The sequence below is a fragment of the Variovorax sp. Soil_C_19 genome, assembly GCF_057657255.1.
Genome location: NZ_JBDGIV010000004.1, coordinates 311,239 through 326,624, shown reverse-complemented (window position 1 = coordinate 326,624; position 15,386 = coordinate 311,239). Strand labels below are relative to the sequence as shown.

Here is a 15,386-nt window from a genome sequence, read left to right as displayed (position 1 = left end):
CAGGTCCGGCGCGGGGCGCATCGCCCTGCGCCGCGCCGCGCCGCTCACCCGGGACTTGCCGGCTCCCACCGCGCGGCCAGCAGCGCCAGCGTTTCACCTACGGGCTGTTCGACTTTCAAGGTCAGCAAGTGGTCGGCGCGCGTGCGCCCCAGATTGACGGCCGCGATGGGCTTACCAGCAGCAGCCGCGGCCTGTACGAAGCGAAACCCGGAATAGACCATCAACGACGAGCCGGCCACCAGCACGGCGTCGGCCTCGCCGAGCGCCGCAAAGGCGGCGGCCACGCGGTCGCGCGGCACGCTTTCGCCAAAAAACACCACGTCGGGCTTGATCAGCCCGCCGCAATGGACGCAGACCGGCACGTCGAAGGTGCCGAAGTCCTGGCCCTCGAGGTCAGCATCGCCGTCGGGCGCTGCGCGCGCCTCGAGCGCGGCAAAGCGCGGGTTGCGCTCGCGCAGCGCCACCTGCAGTTCGGCGCGCGGCGATCGCCGCTCGCAACCCATGCAGCGCACGGTGTCGATGCGGCCATGCAGGTCGATCGCGCCTCTGCTTCCCGCCGCCGCATGCAGCCCGTCCACGTTCTGTGTGAGCAGCAGCCCGACCTGGCCGGCCGCCTCGAGCCGCGCCAGTGCGCGATGGGCCGCGCCCGGACGCGCACCCGCCATCGTCGGCCAGCCGACCAGGCTGCGCGCCCAGTAGCGGCGGCGCGTGGCCTCGTCGCCCATGAAGGCCTGGTACGTGACCGGCGCCGGGCGCTTCCATTCGCCCCGGGCATCCCGGTAGTCGGGAATGCCCGACTCGGTGCTGCAGCCCGCGCCGGTGAGCACGAAGAGCGAGCGGTGGCGGCCGACGAAGTCGGCGAGCGCGGCAGCGTCTGCTGGCATGGGGCGACCTTCGCTCAGACCTCGGGCGCGATCGCCTCGGCGTATTCGTAGAGCGCGCCGAGGATCTCCTCGCCGCGCTCGTCCGCGGTTTCGGACAGCGCATCGACCTCGGCGAACAACGCCTCGATCGTGCGCGCGCCGCCCTCGCCCTTGAAAAGCCGTGCCGCACGCAGCGCCTCCCAGCGCTCGGCTTCGGCTTCGCTCAGCAGCTCGGGCCAGTTGCGCGCGCGGTAGCGGAACAGGACCTCATCGAGCCGCCCATCGTCGAAACCGGTGCGGTCCTTGGCGAGTTCCTCGGGCGAGAGCGCGCGCAGCTGGTTCAGCCGGCGGCGGTCTGCGTTGCCGACAAAGCCGCCGTAGAGGTCCTCGTCGACGTCGGGCGCGACCTCCTGCGGCGGCCGGGCATACACCTGCGACCAGATGGCGCTCATGTCGGGCAGGTCGCGCGCGATCGCCGCATGGCGCATCGCGGTGTCGAGGTCGATGCTCCAGCGCTCGGCCATGGCGGGCACCAGCGTGCGCAGGTTGCCGACCACCATCGGCGACTTGTTCAGGTGGATGCCCTTCACCGGCAGGCGCACCACGCCTTCGGGCAGGTCGGCGGAGCGCGTGAACAGGCGCAGGCGCAGGGTCTCGACGTCGAGGTCGCGCAGTTCGCTCGGATCGTGGGCAAGGTCCCAGGCGATCAGCTCGTTCTTGTTGGTCGGATGGCTCGCGAGCGGCCACAGCACGCCGAGGCAGCCGCGCTCGACCGGGAACATGCCCGAAACGTGGAGAAAGGGCTTGGCCGTCTCGCGCATGGCCGGCAGGCCGAGCTCGGCGCCCACGCGCTCCTTCTTGCGCAGGCCGAGCGCGAAGTCGAACAGCCGCGGCTGGCGCTCGCGGATCAGTCGCGCCAGCGCAATGGTGGCGCGCACGTCGGACAGCGCATCGTGCGCCGATTCATGCAGCAGCCCGTTGGCGCGCGCAAGGTCCTCGAGCTTGAAGCTCGGCTTGCCGTCTTCCTTCAGGGGCCATTCGATGCCGTCGGGCCGGAGCGCGTAGGTCAGGCGCACGACATCGAGCAGGTCCCAGCGTCCGCAATCGTTCTGCCATTCGCGCGCATAGGGATCGATCAGGTTGCGCCAGAACAGGAAGCGTGTGACCTCGTCGTCGAAGCGGATGGTGTTGTAGCCCACACCGATGGTGCCGGGCTGCGAGAACACCTGCTCGATCTGCGCCGCGAAGGCATGCTCGGGAATGCCGCGCTCGACGCAGAGCTGGGGCGTGATGCCGGTGATCAGGCAGGCCTCGGGGCTCGGCAGGTAGTCGGGCGCCGGCTTGCAATAGACCATGAGCGGCTCGCCGATCTCGTTGAGTTCTGCGTCGGTGCGGATGGCGGCGAACTGCGACGGGCGGTCGCGCCGCGGGACGGCGCCGAAGGTTTCGTAGTCGTGCCAGAGAAAAGTGTGGTTCATTCAGAGCAATGGTGAAAACAGGCGTGCCACGGAATCGACGAGCCGGCGCCAGAATGTCTGCGGCCGGTTGGCGCGCACCGCGCCGGAACTGTGCAGGTCGGTCTCGAACTGTGCCGCCAGCGGCCGGGTCAGCGCGGGGCCGTAGACCACGGCCAGAACCTCGAAGTTGAGCCGGAAGCTGCGGTTGTCGAAATTCGCGGTGCCGATCATCGCGCAATCATCGTCGACCACCAGGGTCTTGGAATGGAGCATGCGCGCCTCGTACTCCCAGACCTTCACGCCGGCGGCGATCAGTTCGTCGAAGTACGAGCGGGCGGCAGCGCTCACGATCGCCGAATCGCTGCGCCGCGGCACCAGCAGGCGCACGTCGACGCCGCGCAGCGCCGCGCTGGTGAGCGCCATCATCGCGGGCTCGCCGGGCACGAAGTACGGCGTGGTGAGCCAGGCGCGCTCGCACGCCGAATGGATCGCCGCCACGTGCATGCGGTGAATGGCCTCGAGCGCATTGTCGGGGCCGCTCGTCACGATCTGCACCGGGATGTCGCCCGCCTTCACCTGCGGCAGCATGGCGTCCATCTGGTCGTCGAGGTGGCGCAGGCTCTCGCCGGTGGCATAGGCCCAGTCCTCGAGGAAGGTGGTCTGGAGCCAGCGCACCGCGCTGCCCTCGATGCGCAGGTGCACGTCGTGGTACGCATCGGGCCGGGTGCGCTTGTCTTCCTCATCGGTGATGTTGACGCCGCCCGTGAAGCCCACGCGCCCGTCGCACACCACGATCTTGCGGTGGGTGCGGTAGTTGGTCACCGGCCGCAGGCGGCGGCCAATACGCGTGTCGTGGAAGAGCGCGATCTGGACCCCCGCAGCGACCATCGGTGCCATGAATTTGCGCCCGATGCGCTTGGAGCCGAGCGCATCGAGCAGCAGCCGAACCGCTACGCCCTCACGCGCGCGTTCGACCAGCAGGTCGCGCAGAGCGGTGCCGATCCGGTCGGGCTCGAAGATGTAGTACTCGAGGTGGATGTGATGGCGTGCCGCGCGCACGGCATCGAAGATCGCGTCGAAGGTGCGCGCGCCGCCCGAAAGCAGCTCGACGGCGGTCGCGCTGGAGACCGGCAGGCCGCAGGCCGCGGTGCCGAGCCGCGCCATCTGCTGCAGCGCCGGCGGCGCCTTCTGGGCCGCATCGCGCACGCGCGCGAGATCGGCCTGGATGTGCGCGCTGGCACGGCTGTGCAGGCGCTTCTGACGCTGCTTGCGCAGGCGCTGCGGCCCGAGAAAGTAGTAGACCAGGAACCCCGCGAACGGCACCAGCGCTAGCGACAGGATCCAGCTCATCGTGGAGACCGGCGCGCGCTTCTGCATCACGATCCAGACCGAGAGCACGGCGATGTAGCCGCTCCAGGCCAGGGAGAGGCCGGTTTTCCATTCCTGGCTGAGCTCGGGGAGGGTCAAGGTGGATGTGTTCGGTTTCGGGTGGCCGCAAAAAAGGCCGGCAGCGAATGCTACCGGCCTTTGACTTCGTTCCAGGTTGGCCTCGGAACCAGCTTTTGCCGGCCCACGGCATCGACCGGAGGGTCAGCCTGCGGCGGCTTCCTCGGGCTCGGGCTTCGACTTGCCTTCTTTCTTCGGCAGCGGCTGGATATCGAGCAGCACGTCGTCCTTCTCGTCGAGATCGACTTCGAGGCGCCCGCCTTCGGTCAGGCGGCCGAACAGCAGCTCGTCGGCCAGCGCACGACGGATCGTGTCCTGGATCAGGCGCTGCATCGGGCGTGCGCCCATCAGCGGATCGAAGCCCTTCTTCGCAAGATGCTTGCGCAGCTTGTCGGAGAAGGTGACCTCGACCTTCTTCTCGGCCAGCTGCGTCTCGAGCTGCAGCAGGAACTTGTCGACCACGCGCAGGATGATCTGCTCGTCGAGCGCCTTGAAGTTGACAATGGCGTCGAGACGGTTGCGGAATTCGGGCGTGAACAGGCGCTTGATGTCGCCCATTTCGTCGCCGGCCTGCCGCGCGTTCGTGAAGCCGATGCTCGCCTTGTTCATGGCCTCGGCACCCGCGTTCGTCGTCATGACGATGATGACGTTGCGGAAGTCGGCCTTGCGCCCGTTGTTGTCCGTCAGCGTGCCGTGGTCCATGACCTGCAGCAGCACGTTGAAGATGTCGGGATGCGCCTTCTCGATTTCGTCGAGCAGCAGCACCGCATGCGGCTTCTTCGTGACAGCCTCGGTCAGCAGCCCGCCCTGGTCGAAGCCGACGTAGCCCGGGGGCGCGCCGATCAGGCGGCTCACGGCATGGCGCTCCATGTACTCCGACATGTCGAAGCGGATCAGCTCGATGCCCATGATGTAGGCGAGCTGCTTGGCAGCTTCGGTCTTGCCGACGCCGGTGGGGCCGGAGAACAGGAACGAGCCGATCGGCTTGTCGCCCTTGCCCAGGCCCGAACGCGCCATCTTGACCGCCGAAGCGAGCACTTCGAGCGCTTTGTCCTGGCCGAACACCACGCTCTTGAGGTCGCGCTCGATGGTCTGCAGCTTGCTGCGGTCATCGTTGCTGACATTGGCCGGGGGAATGCGCGCGATCTTCGCGACGATGTCCTCGACCTCGGTCTTGCTGATGGTCTTCTTGCGCTTGCTCGGGGGCAGGATGCGCTGCGCGGCACCGGCCTCGTCGATCACGTCGATGGCCTTGTCGGGCAAGTGGCGGTCGTTGATGTACTTGGCGCTCAGTTCAGCTGCGGCCTGCAGGGCCGCGACAGCGTAACGCACGCCATGGTGCTCTTCGAAGCGCGACTTCAGCCCCTTCAGAATGTCGACGGTTTCCTGCACCGTCGGCTCGACCACGTCGACCTTCTGGAACCGGCGCGACAGGGCCGCGTCCTTTTCGAAGATGCCGCGGTATTCGGTGAAGGTGGTGGCACCGATGCACTTGAGCTGGCCGCTCGAGAGCGCCGGCTTCAGCAGGTTCGATGCATCGAGCGTGCCGCCCGAGGCCGCGCCCGCGCCGATCAGCGTGTGGATCTCGTCGATGAACAGGATCGCGTTGGGCTTGTCCTTCAGCGACTTGATCACGCCCTTCAGGCGCTGCTCGAAGTCACCGCGGTACTTGGTGCCCGCGAGCAGTGCGCCCATGTCGAGCGAGAATACGTTCGACTCGGCGAGGATCTCGGGCACGTCACCCTGGGTGATGCGCCACGCTAGGCCTTCGGCGATCGCGGTCTTGCCCACGCCGGCCTCGCCCACGAGCAGCGGGTTGTTCTTGCGCCGGCGGCACAGGATCTGGATCACGCGCTCGACCTCGTACTCGCGGCCGATCAGCGGATCGATCTTGCCGTCCTTGGCCATCTGGTTGAGGTTCTGCGTGAACTGTTCGAGCGGCGAAGCCTTCTCGTTCTTCTCGCCGCCGCCCTCCTCGCCTTCGCTCGAAGGTGCATCGCCGCTGCCCTTGACGGCCTCCGGCGGATCGCTCTTCTTGATGCCGTGGGCGATGAAGTTCACCACGTCGAGGCGCGTCACGCCCTGCTGGTGGAGGTAGTACACCGCGTGCGAGTCTTTCTCGCCGAAGATCGCGACCAGCACGTTCGCGCCGGTGACTTCCTTCTTGCCGTTGCCGGTGGACTGCACATGCATGATGGCACGCTGGATCACGCGCTGGAAACCCAGCGTGGGTTGGGTGTCGACATCGTCGGTACCCGCCACCTGGGGCGTGTTGTCCTTGATGAAGTTGGTGAGCGACGCGCGCAGGTCGTCGACGTTCGCCGAGCAGGCGCGCAGGACCTCTGCGGCGCTCGGGTTGTCCAGCAAAGCGAGCAACAGATGCTCCACGGTGATGAACTCGTGGCGCTGCTGCCTGGCCTCGACAAAGGCCATGTGCAAGCTGACTTCCAGTTCCTGGGCAATCATGTGATTTCCTTTTGCCTTGCTGTAAATAAGTTCTCAGATGGGTTGGAGCTTGCGCAATTCAACAGGCTCATGCAACGGGTTCGCTCACGCATTGGAGCGGATGCCCGGCCTGATGCGCCGCTTCCATCACCTGATTGACCTTCGTGGCAGCCATGTCGCGGGAATAGACCCCACAAACACCGCGGCCATCGAGATGGATCTTGAGCATGATCTGGGTCGCGGTCTCGCGATCCTTGTTGAAGTATTCCTGCAGCACGACGATCACGAACTCCATCGGTGTGAAGTCGTCGTTCAGCATGACCACCTGGTACATCTGGGGTGGCGCTGTTTTTTGCGGCCGACGCTCCAGGACGACCGAATCTCCGTCGTCTCCGGCCGGTTTCTGCGCCGGCGGCTTGGTCGGCGTCTTGGGAATTCTCGTTGCCATAAAAAAGATTCTATAGAGCGTGCAAGCACCGTGCCGACGCAGGAAGATGTGGTGGCGAGTATTCGACAAATCAAGTACAAAACCCCCAAGACCGGGCGATCTTGAGGGTTCTTTTTTCGAGAGCCCGAAGGCACCGTGAAATTGCTGGGCGAGATTACATGTTATCGATCATCACCTGGCCGAAACCGGAGCAGCTCACCTGCGTGGCGCCGTCCATCAGACGCGCGAAGTCGTAGGTGACCTTCTTGCTGGCGATCGACTTTTTCATCGAGCTGATGGTCAGGTCGGCGGCTTCCGTCCAGCCCATGTGGCGCAGCATCATCTCGGCCGAGAGGATCTCGGAACCGGGGTTCACGTAGTCTTTGCCGGCGTATTTGGGCGCCGTGCCGTGGGTGGCCTCGAACATCGCGACGGTGTCGCTGAGGTTCGCGCCCGGGGCGATGCCGATGCCGCCCACCTGTGCGGCGAGCGCGTCGGACACGTAGTCGCCGTTGAGGTTCAGCGTGGCGATCACGCTGTATTCGGCGGGGCGCAGCAGGATCTGCTGCAGGAACGCGTCGGCGATGCTGTCCTTGACGGTGATTTCCTTGCCCGTCTTGGGGTTCTTGAACTTCATCCACGGGCCGCCGTCGATCAGCTCGGCGCCGAACTCCTTGGCCGCGAGGTTGTAGCCCCAGTCACGGAAGCCACCTTCGGTGAACTTCATGATGTTGCCCTTGTGCACCAGGGTCACGCTGGGCTTGTCGTTGTCGACGGCGTATTGCAGGGCCTTGCGCACCAGGCGCTCGGTGCCTTCGCGCGAGACCGGCTTGACGCCGATGCCGGAGGTATTGGGGAAACGGATCTTCTTGACGCCCATCTCGTCCTGCAGGAACTTGATGAGCTTCTTGGCCTTGTCGCTCTCGGCTTCGAACTCGATGCCGGCGTAGATGTCTTCCGAGTTCTCGCGGAAGATGACCATGTTGGTCTTGTGCGGCTCGCGCACCGGGCTGGGCACGCCCTCGAAGTACTGGATCGGGCGCAGGCAGACGTACAGGTCGAGTTCCTGGCGCAGTGCAACGTTCAGCGAGCGGATGCCGCCGCCCACGGGCGTGGTCAGCGGGCCCTTGATCGAGACGACGTAGTCGCGCACGGCGTGCAGCGTTTCTTCGGGCAGCCAGACGTCGGGACCGTAGACCTTGGTCGACTTCTCGCCGGCGAAGACCTCCATCCAGTGGATCTTCTTCTTGCCGCCGTAGGCCTTGGCCACGGCAGCGTCCACCACCTTGAGCATCACCGGGGTGATGTCCATGCCCGTGCCGTCGCCTTCGATGAAGGGAATGATCGGCTGGTCAGGCACATTGAGCGAGTTGTCGGCGTTGACCGTGATCTTCTGGCCTTCGGCCGGGACTTTGATGTGCTGGTAGCTGGACATGAGGGGAAATGACTCCGGGAGTGACGTAGTTCGGACGACCGTCTGCGAATTCAGACAGCGAAAGGAATCGCTGTACAGCTAGCGAACAAATCACGGTACATTTTAGACGCAACCCGTACGCTGACATTTGTCAACCGATGAGACCGCGGCCTCGTTAGGGACTGACCTTCTGCCAGCCGGGGGGCGTTTCCAACCAATTCTCGAATAGAGGAATCATCAATGAGCAAAATTCTCGCAGTCATGATTGCAGGCCTGTTCGCCGCTGGCGCTTACGCCCAGAACCCCACCGGCGCCACGCCCGAGCAAGGGAACGCCACCGGCAGCAAGCCGCAAGCCCGTGCCGAAGCCACCAAGGAAAGCCGCCCCGCCGGTCAAGTGGCAGCTCCCGCCGGCGACATCGCCAAGACGCCCGAAGGCGGCACCTTTGGTGCCGACAAGGCCGCAGTGGCTGGCGAGAAGCGCGCTGCAACGCGCGACGACCGCCGCCGCAATAAAGACGGCAGCGTGAAGCGCAAGTCGAACCAGGGCAGCACGCCCAAGTAAGGGCCCGTCCCTGCAGAAGAAGCGCTCCGACGGGGCGCTTTTTTTTGCCTTCGAAGAAGGTGTAAGCTTTCTAGCGCACCGGCATCGCCCGCATCGGCTGGCATTTTTGTTGCCCTGCCCCGAACCCCGTCCCCGCCAGAGAGGCTCTCGATGTTTCAGCGTTTCGCCGCCCTGCTCCTGCTTGCCGCCATGTTCCTTGCCGGCGCCGCGCATGCCCAGCAACAACCCCAGACCGACCTCCAGCGCACGCAGCTCTCGGTGGGGCTCTACAAGATTGACGCGCAAGTGGCGCAGACCCCTCGCCAACGCGAGATCGGCCTGATGTTCCGCAAGGAGATGCCGCAGTCCGAAGGGATGATCTTCGTCTTCGACCAGCCAGCCACCCAGTGCTTCTGGATGCGCAACACGCTGCTGCCGTTGACCGCGGCGTTCGTGGCCGACGATGGCCGCATCGTCAATCTGGTCGACATGCAGCCGATGACAGAACAATCGCATTGCTCCGAAGAGCCCGTGCGCTACGTGCTCGAAATGAACCAGGGCTGGTTCGCCAAGAAGAACATCAAGAAAGGCGCCAAGCTCGGCGGCGAGCTGTTCGCTGCGGCCCGGCGCTGACGGGAACGATCAACCGGACGCAGGCAGAAAAAAGCCCAGGCGACCGCCCGGGCTTTTTCTGCGTTCAGCTGTACGTGTTTGCTCAGCCGAAGTTCTTGGCTGCGAAGTCCCAGTTGACCAGCTTCGCCAGGAAGGTCTCGACGAACTTCGGGCGCAGGTTGCGGTAGTCGATGTAGTAGGCGTGCTCCCAGACGTCGACCGTGAGCACCGGCGTGTCGCCCGTGGTCAGCGGCGTGCCTGCGGCGCCCATGTTCACGATGTCGAGCGAGCCGTCGCCCTTCTTCACCAGCCAGGTCCAGCCAGAGCCGAAATTGCCCACGGCCGACTTGACGAAGGCTTCCTTGAACGCGTCGTAGCTGCCCCACTTGGCGTCGATCGCCTTGGCCAGCGCGCCCGTGGGCGTGCCGCCGCCCTGGGGCTTCATGCAGTTCCAGAAGAAGGTGTGATTCCAGATCTGCGCGGCATTGTTGTAGATGCCGCCGCTCGACTTCTTGACGATCTCCTCGAGCGGCATCGACTCGAACTCGGTGCCCTTCTGCAGGTTGTTGAGGTTCACCACGTAGGCGTTGTGGTGCTTGCCGTAGTGGTACTCGAGCGTTTCCTTCGAGTACTCGGGTGCCAGCGCGTCGAGGGCGTAAGGCAGGGGTGGGAGCACATGTTCCATGGTTTTTTTCTCGTGGTTGGTTGTGGGAATCGACGATTCTAGGAAGTAATCACCGGCCTGGCGTCGGACGCGTTCCCGTCTCGTCGGGTGCGACGGTCAGGTCGACCGTACCGTCGGCGAGCCGTGCCGACACCGCGTCGCCGGCGTGGAGATTCTTCGCGCTGACGACCGTGCGGCCGCTGGCGTCGCTGAGCAGGGCATAGCCGCGCTGCAGCACGAGCGCCGGGTCGAGCAGCCGAAGGCGCGCCGCAACCCTTTCGAGCCGTTCGCGGCGCTCGGCCATGACGCGCACGAGCTTCAGCGGAAAGTCGGCCGCCATCGCGCGCGGCGTTTGCCCGAGCCGCTCGATGCGGGACATGGCCGCATAGCGCAGCCGCTGCGAATGGTGAGCCAACCGCAACTGGTGGCGTGCCACCATGCCCGACGGCCGCCCCAGGCGTGCCGCGGCCTGGTCCAGCCGTTGCCCGAGTGCGTCGAGCCGCGTGCCGAGGGCATCGCCGAGGCGCTCGTCGAGCAGGTCGAGCGCGCCGAGCCACACGGCCTGCGGGGCGCTCACGAGTTCCGCGGCCGCCGTGGGCGTGGGCGCGCGCAGGTCGGCGCAGAAATCGGCGATGGTGAAGTCGGTTTCGTGGCCCACGCCGCAGACCAGGGGCACCGGGCTCTGGACGATGGCACGCGCCAGCGACTCGTCGTTGAAAGCCCAGAGGTCCTCGATCGATCCGCCGCCGCGCACCAGCAGGATCACGTCGACAGCGGGCGTGAACGCATAGAGCGACTGCAGCGCGCGCACCAGTTCGGCCGGCGCGCCGGCACCCTGCACGGCCGCCGGCGCGAGGACCACCTGAATGTGCGGCGCGCGGCGACGCAGCGCCGTGACCACGTCGTGCAAAGCCGCAGCGCCGAGCGAGGTCACGAGGCCGACCGAACGCGGCATCAGCGGCAGCGCCCGCTTGCGGGCCGTGTCGAAGAGCCCCTCGGCCTCGAGCCGGGCCTTGCGCTGCAGGAACTGCTCGAAAAGCGCACCCTGCCCCGCCCGCTGCAGGCTCTCGACGACAAGTTGCAGGTCGCCGCGCGGCTCGTAGACGGCGAGCCGGCCCCGCACCTCGACCTGATCGCCGTCGCGCGGCGAGAAGTCGAGCAGGCTTGCGGCACGCCGGAACATGGCGCAGCGCAGTTGGCCCGATTCGTCCTTCAACGAGAAATAGCAGTGGCCGCTCGACGCGCGCGAGAAGCCCGAGATCTCGCCACGAACCGCGACCGGATTGAAGCGCGCGTCGAGCGCGTCGGCCACCGCACGGCAGAGCGCACCGACGGCCCAGATGCGCGGCCCGGGCGCCGCAGCCGGCTCACGCCAGCTCACGAAGCGCACGAGCGGCGTGTCGCCACTCTTCCACAGTCGCCCGCCGGGCCCCGGCAGGCGGCACCAGGCATGGAACAAAAGCACGGTTTGTCGTGCAAGCCCTTGATTTCATTGAAAAAAGGAGTGCTCAAAATTCAGTCGATCTAATGAGAAGCCCGCCCCATGCGGGTTCGGACGCATTGCGCAATGGGTTAGTCACAAAGTTATCCACAGAATCTGTGCGTCTTCGCTTACAGGAAGCGTGCCGCGTTTAGCGGGCTGCGCTCGGGGGATAATCGCCGCGCATTTGCAGTCTACGGGCCGGAGGATTTTCTTGTTTTCCATCATTGTTGCCGCGGGCTGGCCGATCTGGCCATTGCTCGCCTGCTCCGTCATTGCGCTCGCGCTGGTGATCGAACGTTTCGTGAACCTCAAGACCGTGAAGGTCCTGCCGCCCAAGCTGCTCGACGAGGCCATCACCGTCTCGCACGGCGCCGTGCCGGGGCCCGACGTGGTCACCCGGCTCGAACAGAATTCGATGCTCGGCCAGGTGCTGGCCGCCGGCCTGCGGGCGCTCAATGCCAACCCGCTGTGCACCGAGGAAGACCTGCGCGCCGCCATGGAGGCGTCGGGCCGCACCGTGGCGCACCGGCTCGAACGCTACCTGCCGGCGCTGGCCACCATTGCGTCGGCGGCGCCGCTGCTCGGCCTGCTCGGCACGGTCATCGGCATGATCGAGATCTTCGGCTCGCAGTCGCCCGGCAGCGGCGCGGTGGGTTCGGGCAATCCCGCACAGCTCGCCCACGGCATCTCGATCGCGCTCTACAACACGGCGTTCGGCCTGATCGTGGCCATTCCGACGCTGATCTTCTGGCGCTACTTCCGCACCCGGGTCGACGAATACCTGCTGCACCTCGAACTGTCGGGCGAACGCTTCGCGCGCCATCTGAGCGCCCTGCGCAGATGAGCCGCCCCGGCCGCATGCAGTTTCGCCACGGCGCGCGCGACGAGCCGGAGATCAACCTGATCCCGTTCATCGACGTGCTGCTGGTGGTGCTGATCTTCCTGATGCTGTCGACCACCTACAGCAAATTCACCGAGATGCAGCTGCGGCTGCCGACGGCCGATGTCGATGCCCAGCGCGACTATCCGAAGGAAGTGATCGTTGCGGTGTCGGCCGACGGCCGGTATTCGATCAACAAGACCGCGCTGGCGGATCGCGGCGTGGATGCCGTGGCCGCCGCCCTGGCCGCAGCCGCGACCGGCGGCAAGGACAGCGTCGTCATCATCAGCGCGGACGCGAGCAGCCCGCACCAGTCGGTGATCACGGTGATGGAAGCCGCACGCCGCGCGGGCCTGGTGCAGATCACCTTCGCCGCGCAGTCGACGACGCACTGAGGGCCGCCAAGTGCAGCAGCCCGAGGCGCGCAACGCATCGGCCTCCCGGCTGCAGCGGGCCTGGCTGCGACGCGGCCTGCCGGCCTGCCTGCTGTGGCCGCTGTCGCTGCTGTATGCAGCGCTCTTCGCGCTGCGCGGTTCGCTCTACCGGCTGGGATGGCTCCGATCCGAGCGCGCCGGCGTGCCGGTCATCGTGGTGGGCAACGTGATCGCGGGCGGTGCCGGCAAGACGCCGGTGGTGATGGCCATCGTGCGGCATCTTCAGGCGCGTGGCCTGCGCGTGGGCGTGATCTCGCGCGGCCATGGCCGCCGCACCACCGATTGCCGCGAGGTGCTCGCCGAGAGCGCACCTGCAGAAGTGGGTGACGAGCCGGCACTGATCCATCGCGCCACCGGGGCGCCGGTATTCGTGGCGCGGCGCCGCATCGAGGCCGCGCGGGCCCTGCTCGCCCGCTACCCGGCCACGCAGGTCATCGTGAGCGACGACGGGCTGCAGCACCTCGCGCTCGCCCGCGACATCGAGATCTGCGTGTTCGACGACCGCGGCGTCGGCAACGGCTGGCGGCTTCCTGCCGGACCGCTGCGCGAGCGCTGGCCGCGCGCCTGCGACCTGGTGCTCCACAGCGGCGCGAAGCCTGCCTTCGCGGGCGGCTACACCGCGACCCGTGCGCTCGCGCCCGACACGGTGGCGCGCGACGGCACACGCATTCCGCTGGCTGCGCTCGCAGGCCATCCCGTGATCGCGCTTGCAGCCATTGCGCGGCCCGAAGCCTTCTTCGAGATGCTGCGCGCACGCGGGCTCACGCTGTCCCGGACCATCGCACTGCCCGACCACCACGATTTTGCCGATTGGGAAACGCCCGCGCTCGCCGGGCAGCGGCTGCTCTGCACCGAGAAGGACGCGGTCAAGCTGTGGCGCAAGGCCCCGGAAGCGCTCGCGGTGCCGCTCGACTTCGCGCCGTCGGCCGCGTTCTTCGCTGCGCTCGACGCAAAGCTATCATCGCTCGATGGACACCAAGCTGCTTGAACTGCTCGTCTGCCCCGTCACCAAGGGCCCGCTGACCTGGAACGCCGAGAAGCAGGAGCTCTGCTCGCGCAGCGCCCGCCTCGCCTACCCGGTGCGCGACGGCATTCCCGTGCTGCTCGAGAACGAGGCGCGCACCCTGTCCGACGAAGAGCTGGGGCGGTGAGCTTCACCGTCCTGGTGCCGGCGCGCCTGGCGTCGACGCGGCTGCCCGACAAACCGCTGGCCGACATCGCCGGCCTGCCCATGGTCGTTCGCGTGGCCCTGCGCGCCGCCGCGTCGGGCGCGGCGCGCGTGGTGGTCGCAGCGGACCATGGGTCCATCGTCGATGCCTGCCGGGAACATGGGGTCGAGGCCGTGCTCACGCGGCAGGACCATGCGAGCGGCAGCGACCGCCTGGCCGAGGCTTGCGAACAGCTTGGGCTCGACGGCGACGACATCGTGGTCAATGTCCAGGGCGACGAACCGCTGATCGATCCGGCGCTGATCGATGCCGTGGCCGCCACGCTGTCGGCCCACCCCGGCGCCGCGATGAGCACCGCAGTGCACGCCATCGAGTCGGTGGCCGACTTCGTGAATCCAAACGTGGTCAAGGCCGTGCTCAACGCCGAAGGCCACGCGCTCTATTTCAGCCGGGCGCCAATCCCCTGGTGGCGCGATGGCTCGGCCGGCGGCGCGGCACCCGGTGTGCTGCCCTCGCCCGCGCCGCTGCGCCACATCGGCATCTATGGCTACCGTGCCGGTTTCGTGCGGCGTTTTCCGTCGCTGCCGCCGGCGCCGATCGAGGCCACCGAGGCGCTCGAACAGTTGCGTGCGCTCTGGCACGGTCACCGCATCGCGGTGCATGTGAGCCAGACTGCGCCGGGCCCCGGCGTCGACACACCCGAAGACCTCGCGCGCGTCCGCGCGGTCTTCGCGAGCGTGCGCTGAAGCCCCCGCACAGAGGGCGGCAGCGGGAATTTCGCCCGTCCTCGCATGCTATCCTCGAAGCAATTCCGCCTTGGGCGGCCCTCGGGCCGCATGGGGTGCGACACAAAATCTAAGAACCGTCCGAGGACATCATGAGACTAATTTTGCTGGGCGCGCCCGGGGCGGGCAAAGGCACGCAAGCCACTTTCATCTGCCAGAAGTACGGCATTCCCCAGATTTCCACCGGCGACATGCTGCGCGCGGCGGTCAAGGCGGGCACCCCGCTCGGACAACAAGCCAAGTCGATCATGGAATCGGGTGGCCTCGTGAGCGACGACCTGATCATCAATCTCGTGAAGGAACGCATCGGGCAACCCGACTGCGCCGACGGGTTCCTGTTCGACGGTTTCCCACGCACGATCCCCCAGGCGGACGCCATGAAGGCGGCCGGCGTCAAGCTCGACTACGTGCTCGAGATCGACGTGCCGTTCAGCGACATCATCGAACGCATGAGCGGCCGACGCTCGCATCCTGCGTCGGGCCGCACCTACCACGTCAAGTTCAATCCGCCGAAGGTCGAAGGCAAGGACGACGTCACGGGCGAAGACCTGATCCAGCGCAAGGACGACGAGGAAGAAACCGTTCGCAAGCGCCTCGAGGTCTACAGCGAGCAGACCCGTCCGCTGGTCGACTACTACTCCGCATGGGCCAAGGCCGACCCGGCCAATGCGCCCAAGTACCGCGCCATCAAGGGCGTCGGTACGGTCGACGAGATCACGCAGCGCGCATTGGCGGCCCTGAGCAGCTGAGCGCCGCGCCGGCGC

General features: G+C 66.7%; 16 protein-coding genes. 8 read left to right on the top strand and 8 right to left on the bottom strand.

Annotation, left to right across the window (positions count from 1 at the left end; all coding sequences use genetic code 11):
• Positions 1-44 precede the first annotated feature (44 nt).
• The 6 genes from AC3A6R_RS11320 to icd form a co-directional block, all read right to left on the bottom strand.
• A complete protein-coding gene (locus tag AC3A6R_RS11320) occupies positions 45-884 on the bottom strand; it encodes an NAD-dependent protein deacetylase (RefSeq protein ID WP_487859268.1) in 840 nt (279 codons plus the stop codon).
• Positions 885-898: 14 nt separating this feature from the next.
• Positions 899-2,341 carry an exodeoxyribonuclease I gene (gene sbcB, locus AC3A6R_RS11315; protein ID WP_487859269.1) on the bottom strand — a complete coding sequence of 481 codons (1,443 nt, stop codon included), beginning with the start codon at positions 2,339-2,341 and terminating at the stop codon, positions 899-901.
• A complete protein-coding gene (gene cls, locus AC3A6R_RS11310) occupies positions 2,342-3,787 on the bottom strand; it encodes a cardiolipin synthase (protein ID WP_487859270.1) in 1,446 nt (481 codons plus the stop codon). It abuts the gene before it with no gap.
• A gap of 123 nt (positions 3,788-3,910) precedes the next feature.
• Positions 3,911-6,232: an ATP-dependent Clp protease ATP-binding subunit ClpA gene (clpA, locus tag AC3A6R_RS11305; RefSeq protein ID WP_487859271.1), complete on the bottom strand. Its 2,322-nt coding sequence runs from the start codon at positions 6,230-6,232 to the stop codon at positions 3,911-3,913.
• A 67-nt stretch (positions 6,233-6,299) separates the two neighbouring features.
• On the bottom strand, positions 6,300-6,659 hold the full coding sequence (gene clpS, locus AC3A6R_RS11300; RefSeq protein ID WP_487859272.1) for an ATP-dependent Clp protease adapter ClpS: 360 nt from the start codon (positions 6,657-6,659) through the stop codon (positions 6,300-6,302).
• A gap of 154 nt (positions 6,660-6,813) precedes the next feature.
• Complete coding sequence (icd, locus tag AC3A6R_RS11295) at positions 6,814-8,073, bottom strand: NADP-dependent isocitrate dehydrogenase (RefSeq protein ID WP_487859273.1); 1,260 nt, start codon at positions 8,071-8,073, stop codon at positions 6,814-6,816.
• A 219-nt stretch (positions 8,074-8,292) separates the two neighbouring features.
• On the opposite strand from icd, the gene AC3A6R_RS11290 reads away from it, so the two are divergent.
• Positions 8,293-8,616: a cell envelope biogenesis protein TolA gene (locus tag AC3A6R_RS11290; RefSeq protein ID WP_487859274.1), complete on the top strand. Its 324-nt coding sequence runs from the start codon at positions 8,293-8,295 to the stop codon at positions 8,614-8,616.
• A gap of 150 nt (positions 8,617-8,766) precedes the next feature.
• On the top strand, positions 8,767-9,228 hold the full coding sequence (locus AC3A6R_RS11285) for a DUF192 domain-containing protein (RefSeq protein WP_487859275.1): 462 nt from the start codon (positions 8,767-8,769) through the stop codon (positions 9,226-9,228).
• A gap of 82 nt (positions 9,229-9,310) precedes the next feature.
• Here AC3A6R_RS11285 and AC3A6R_RS11280 read toward each other — a convergent pair whose 3' ends face one another.
• Together AC3A6R_RS11280 and xseA are read right to left on the bottom strand one after the other, a co-directional pair.
• Positions 9,311-9,892 carry a superoxide dismutase gene (locus AC3A6R_RS11280; RefSeq protein WP_487859276.1) on the bottom strand — a complete coding sequence of 194 codons (582 nt, stop codon included), beginning with the start codon at positions 9,890-9,892 and terminating at the stop codon, positions 9,311-9,313.
• A 49-nt stretch (positions 9,893-9,941) separates the two neighbouring features.
• On the bottom strand, positions 9,942-11,252 hold the full coding sequence (gene xseA, locus AC3A6R_RS11275; protein ID WP_487859357.1) for an exodeoxyribonuclease VII large subunit: 1,311 nt from the start codon (positions 11,250-11,252) through the stop codon (positions 9,942-9,944).
• Positions 11,253-11,565: 313 nt separating this feature from the next.
• On the opposite strand from xseA, the gene AC3A6R_RS11270 reads away from it, so the two are divergent.
• The 6 genes from AC3A6R_RS11270 to adk all read left to right on the top strand — a co-directional run bounded on the left by AC3A6R_RS11270 (position 11,566) and on the right by adk (position 15,371).
• Complete coding sequence (locus AC3A6R_RS11270) at positions 11,566-12,198, top strand: MotA/TolQ/ExbB proton channel family protein (RefSeq protein ID WP_487859277.1); 633 nt, start codon at positions 11,566-11,568, stop codon at positions 12,196-12,198.
• 14 nt (positions 12,199-12,212) lie between these two features.
• Complete coding sequence (locus AC3A6R_RS11265) at positions 12,213-12,629, top strand: ExbD/TolR family protein (RefSeq protein WP_487859358.1); 417 nt, start codon at positions 12,213-12,215, stop codon at positions 12,627-12,629.
• Positions 12,630-12,639: 10 nt separating this feature from the next.
• A complete protein-coding gene (gene lpxK / locus AC3A6R_RS11260) occupies positions 12,640-13,656 on the top strand; it encodes a tetraacyldisaccharide 4'-kinase (protein ID WP_487859278.1) in 1,017 nt (338 codons plus the stop codon).
• A complete protein-coding gene (locus AC3A6R_RS11255; protein WP_487859279.1) occupies positions 13,637-13,819 on the top strand; it encodes a Trm112 family protein in 183 nt (60 codons plus the stop codon). The genes lpxK and AC3A6R_RS11255 overlap by 20 nt, the downstream gene beginning before the upstream one ends.
• Complete coding sequence (kdsB, locus tag AC3A6R_RS11250; protein ID WP_487859280.1) at positions 13,816-14,583, top strand: 3-deoxy-manno-octulosonate cytidylyltransferase; 768 nt, start codon at positions 13,816-13,818, stop codon at positions 14,581-14,583. The genes AC3A6R_RS11255 and kdsB overlap by 4 nt, the downstream gene beginning before the upstream one ends.
• 131 nt (positions 14,584-14,714) lie before the next feature.
• Positions 14,715-15,371 carry an adenylate kinase gene (adk, locus tag AC3A6R_RS11245; protein ID WP_487859281.1) on the top strand — a complete coding sequence of 219 codons (657 nt, stop codon included), beginning with the start codon at positions 14,715-14,717 and terminating at the stop codon, positions 15,369-15,371.
• Positions 15,372-15,386 lie beyond the last annotated feature (15 nt).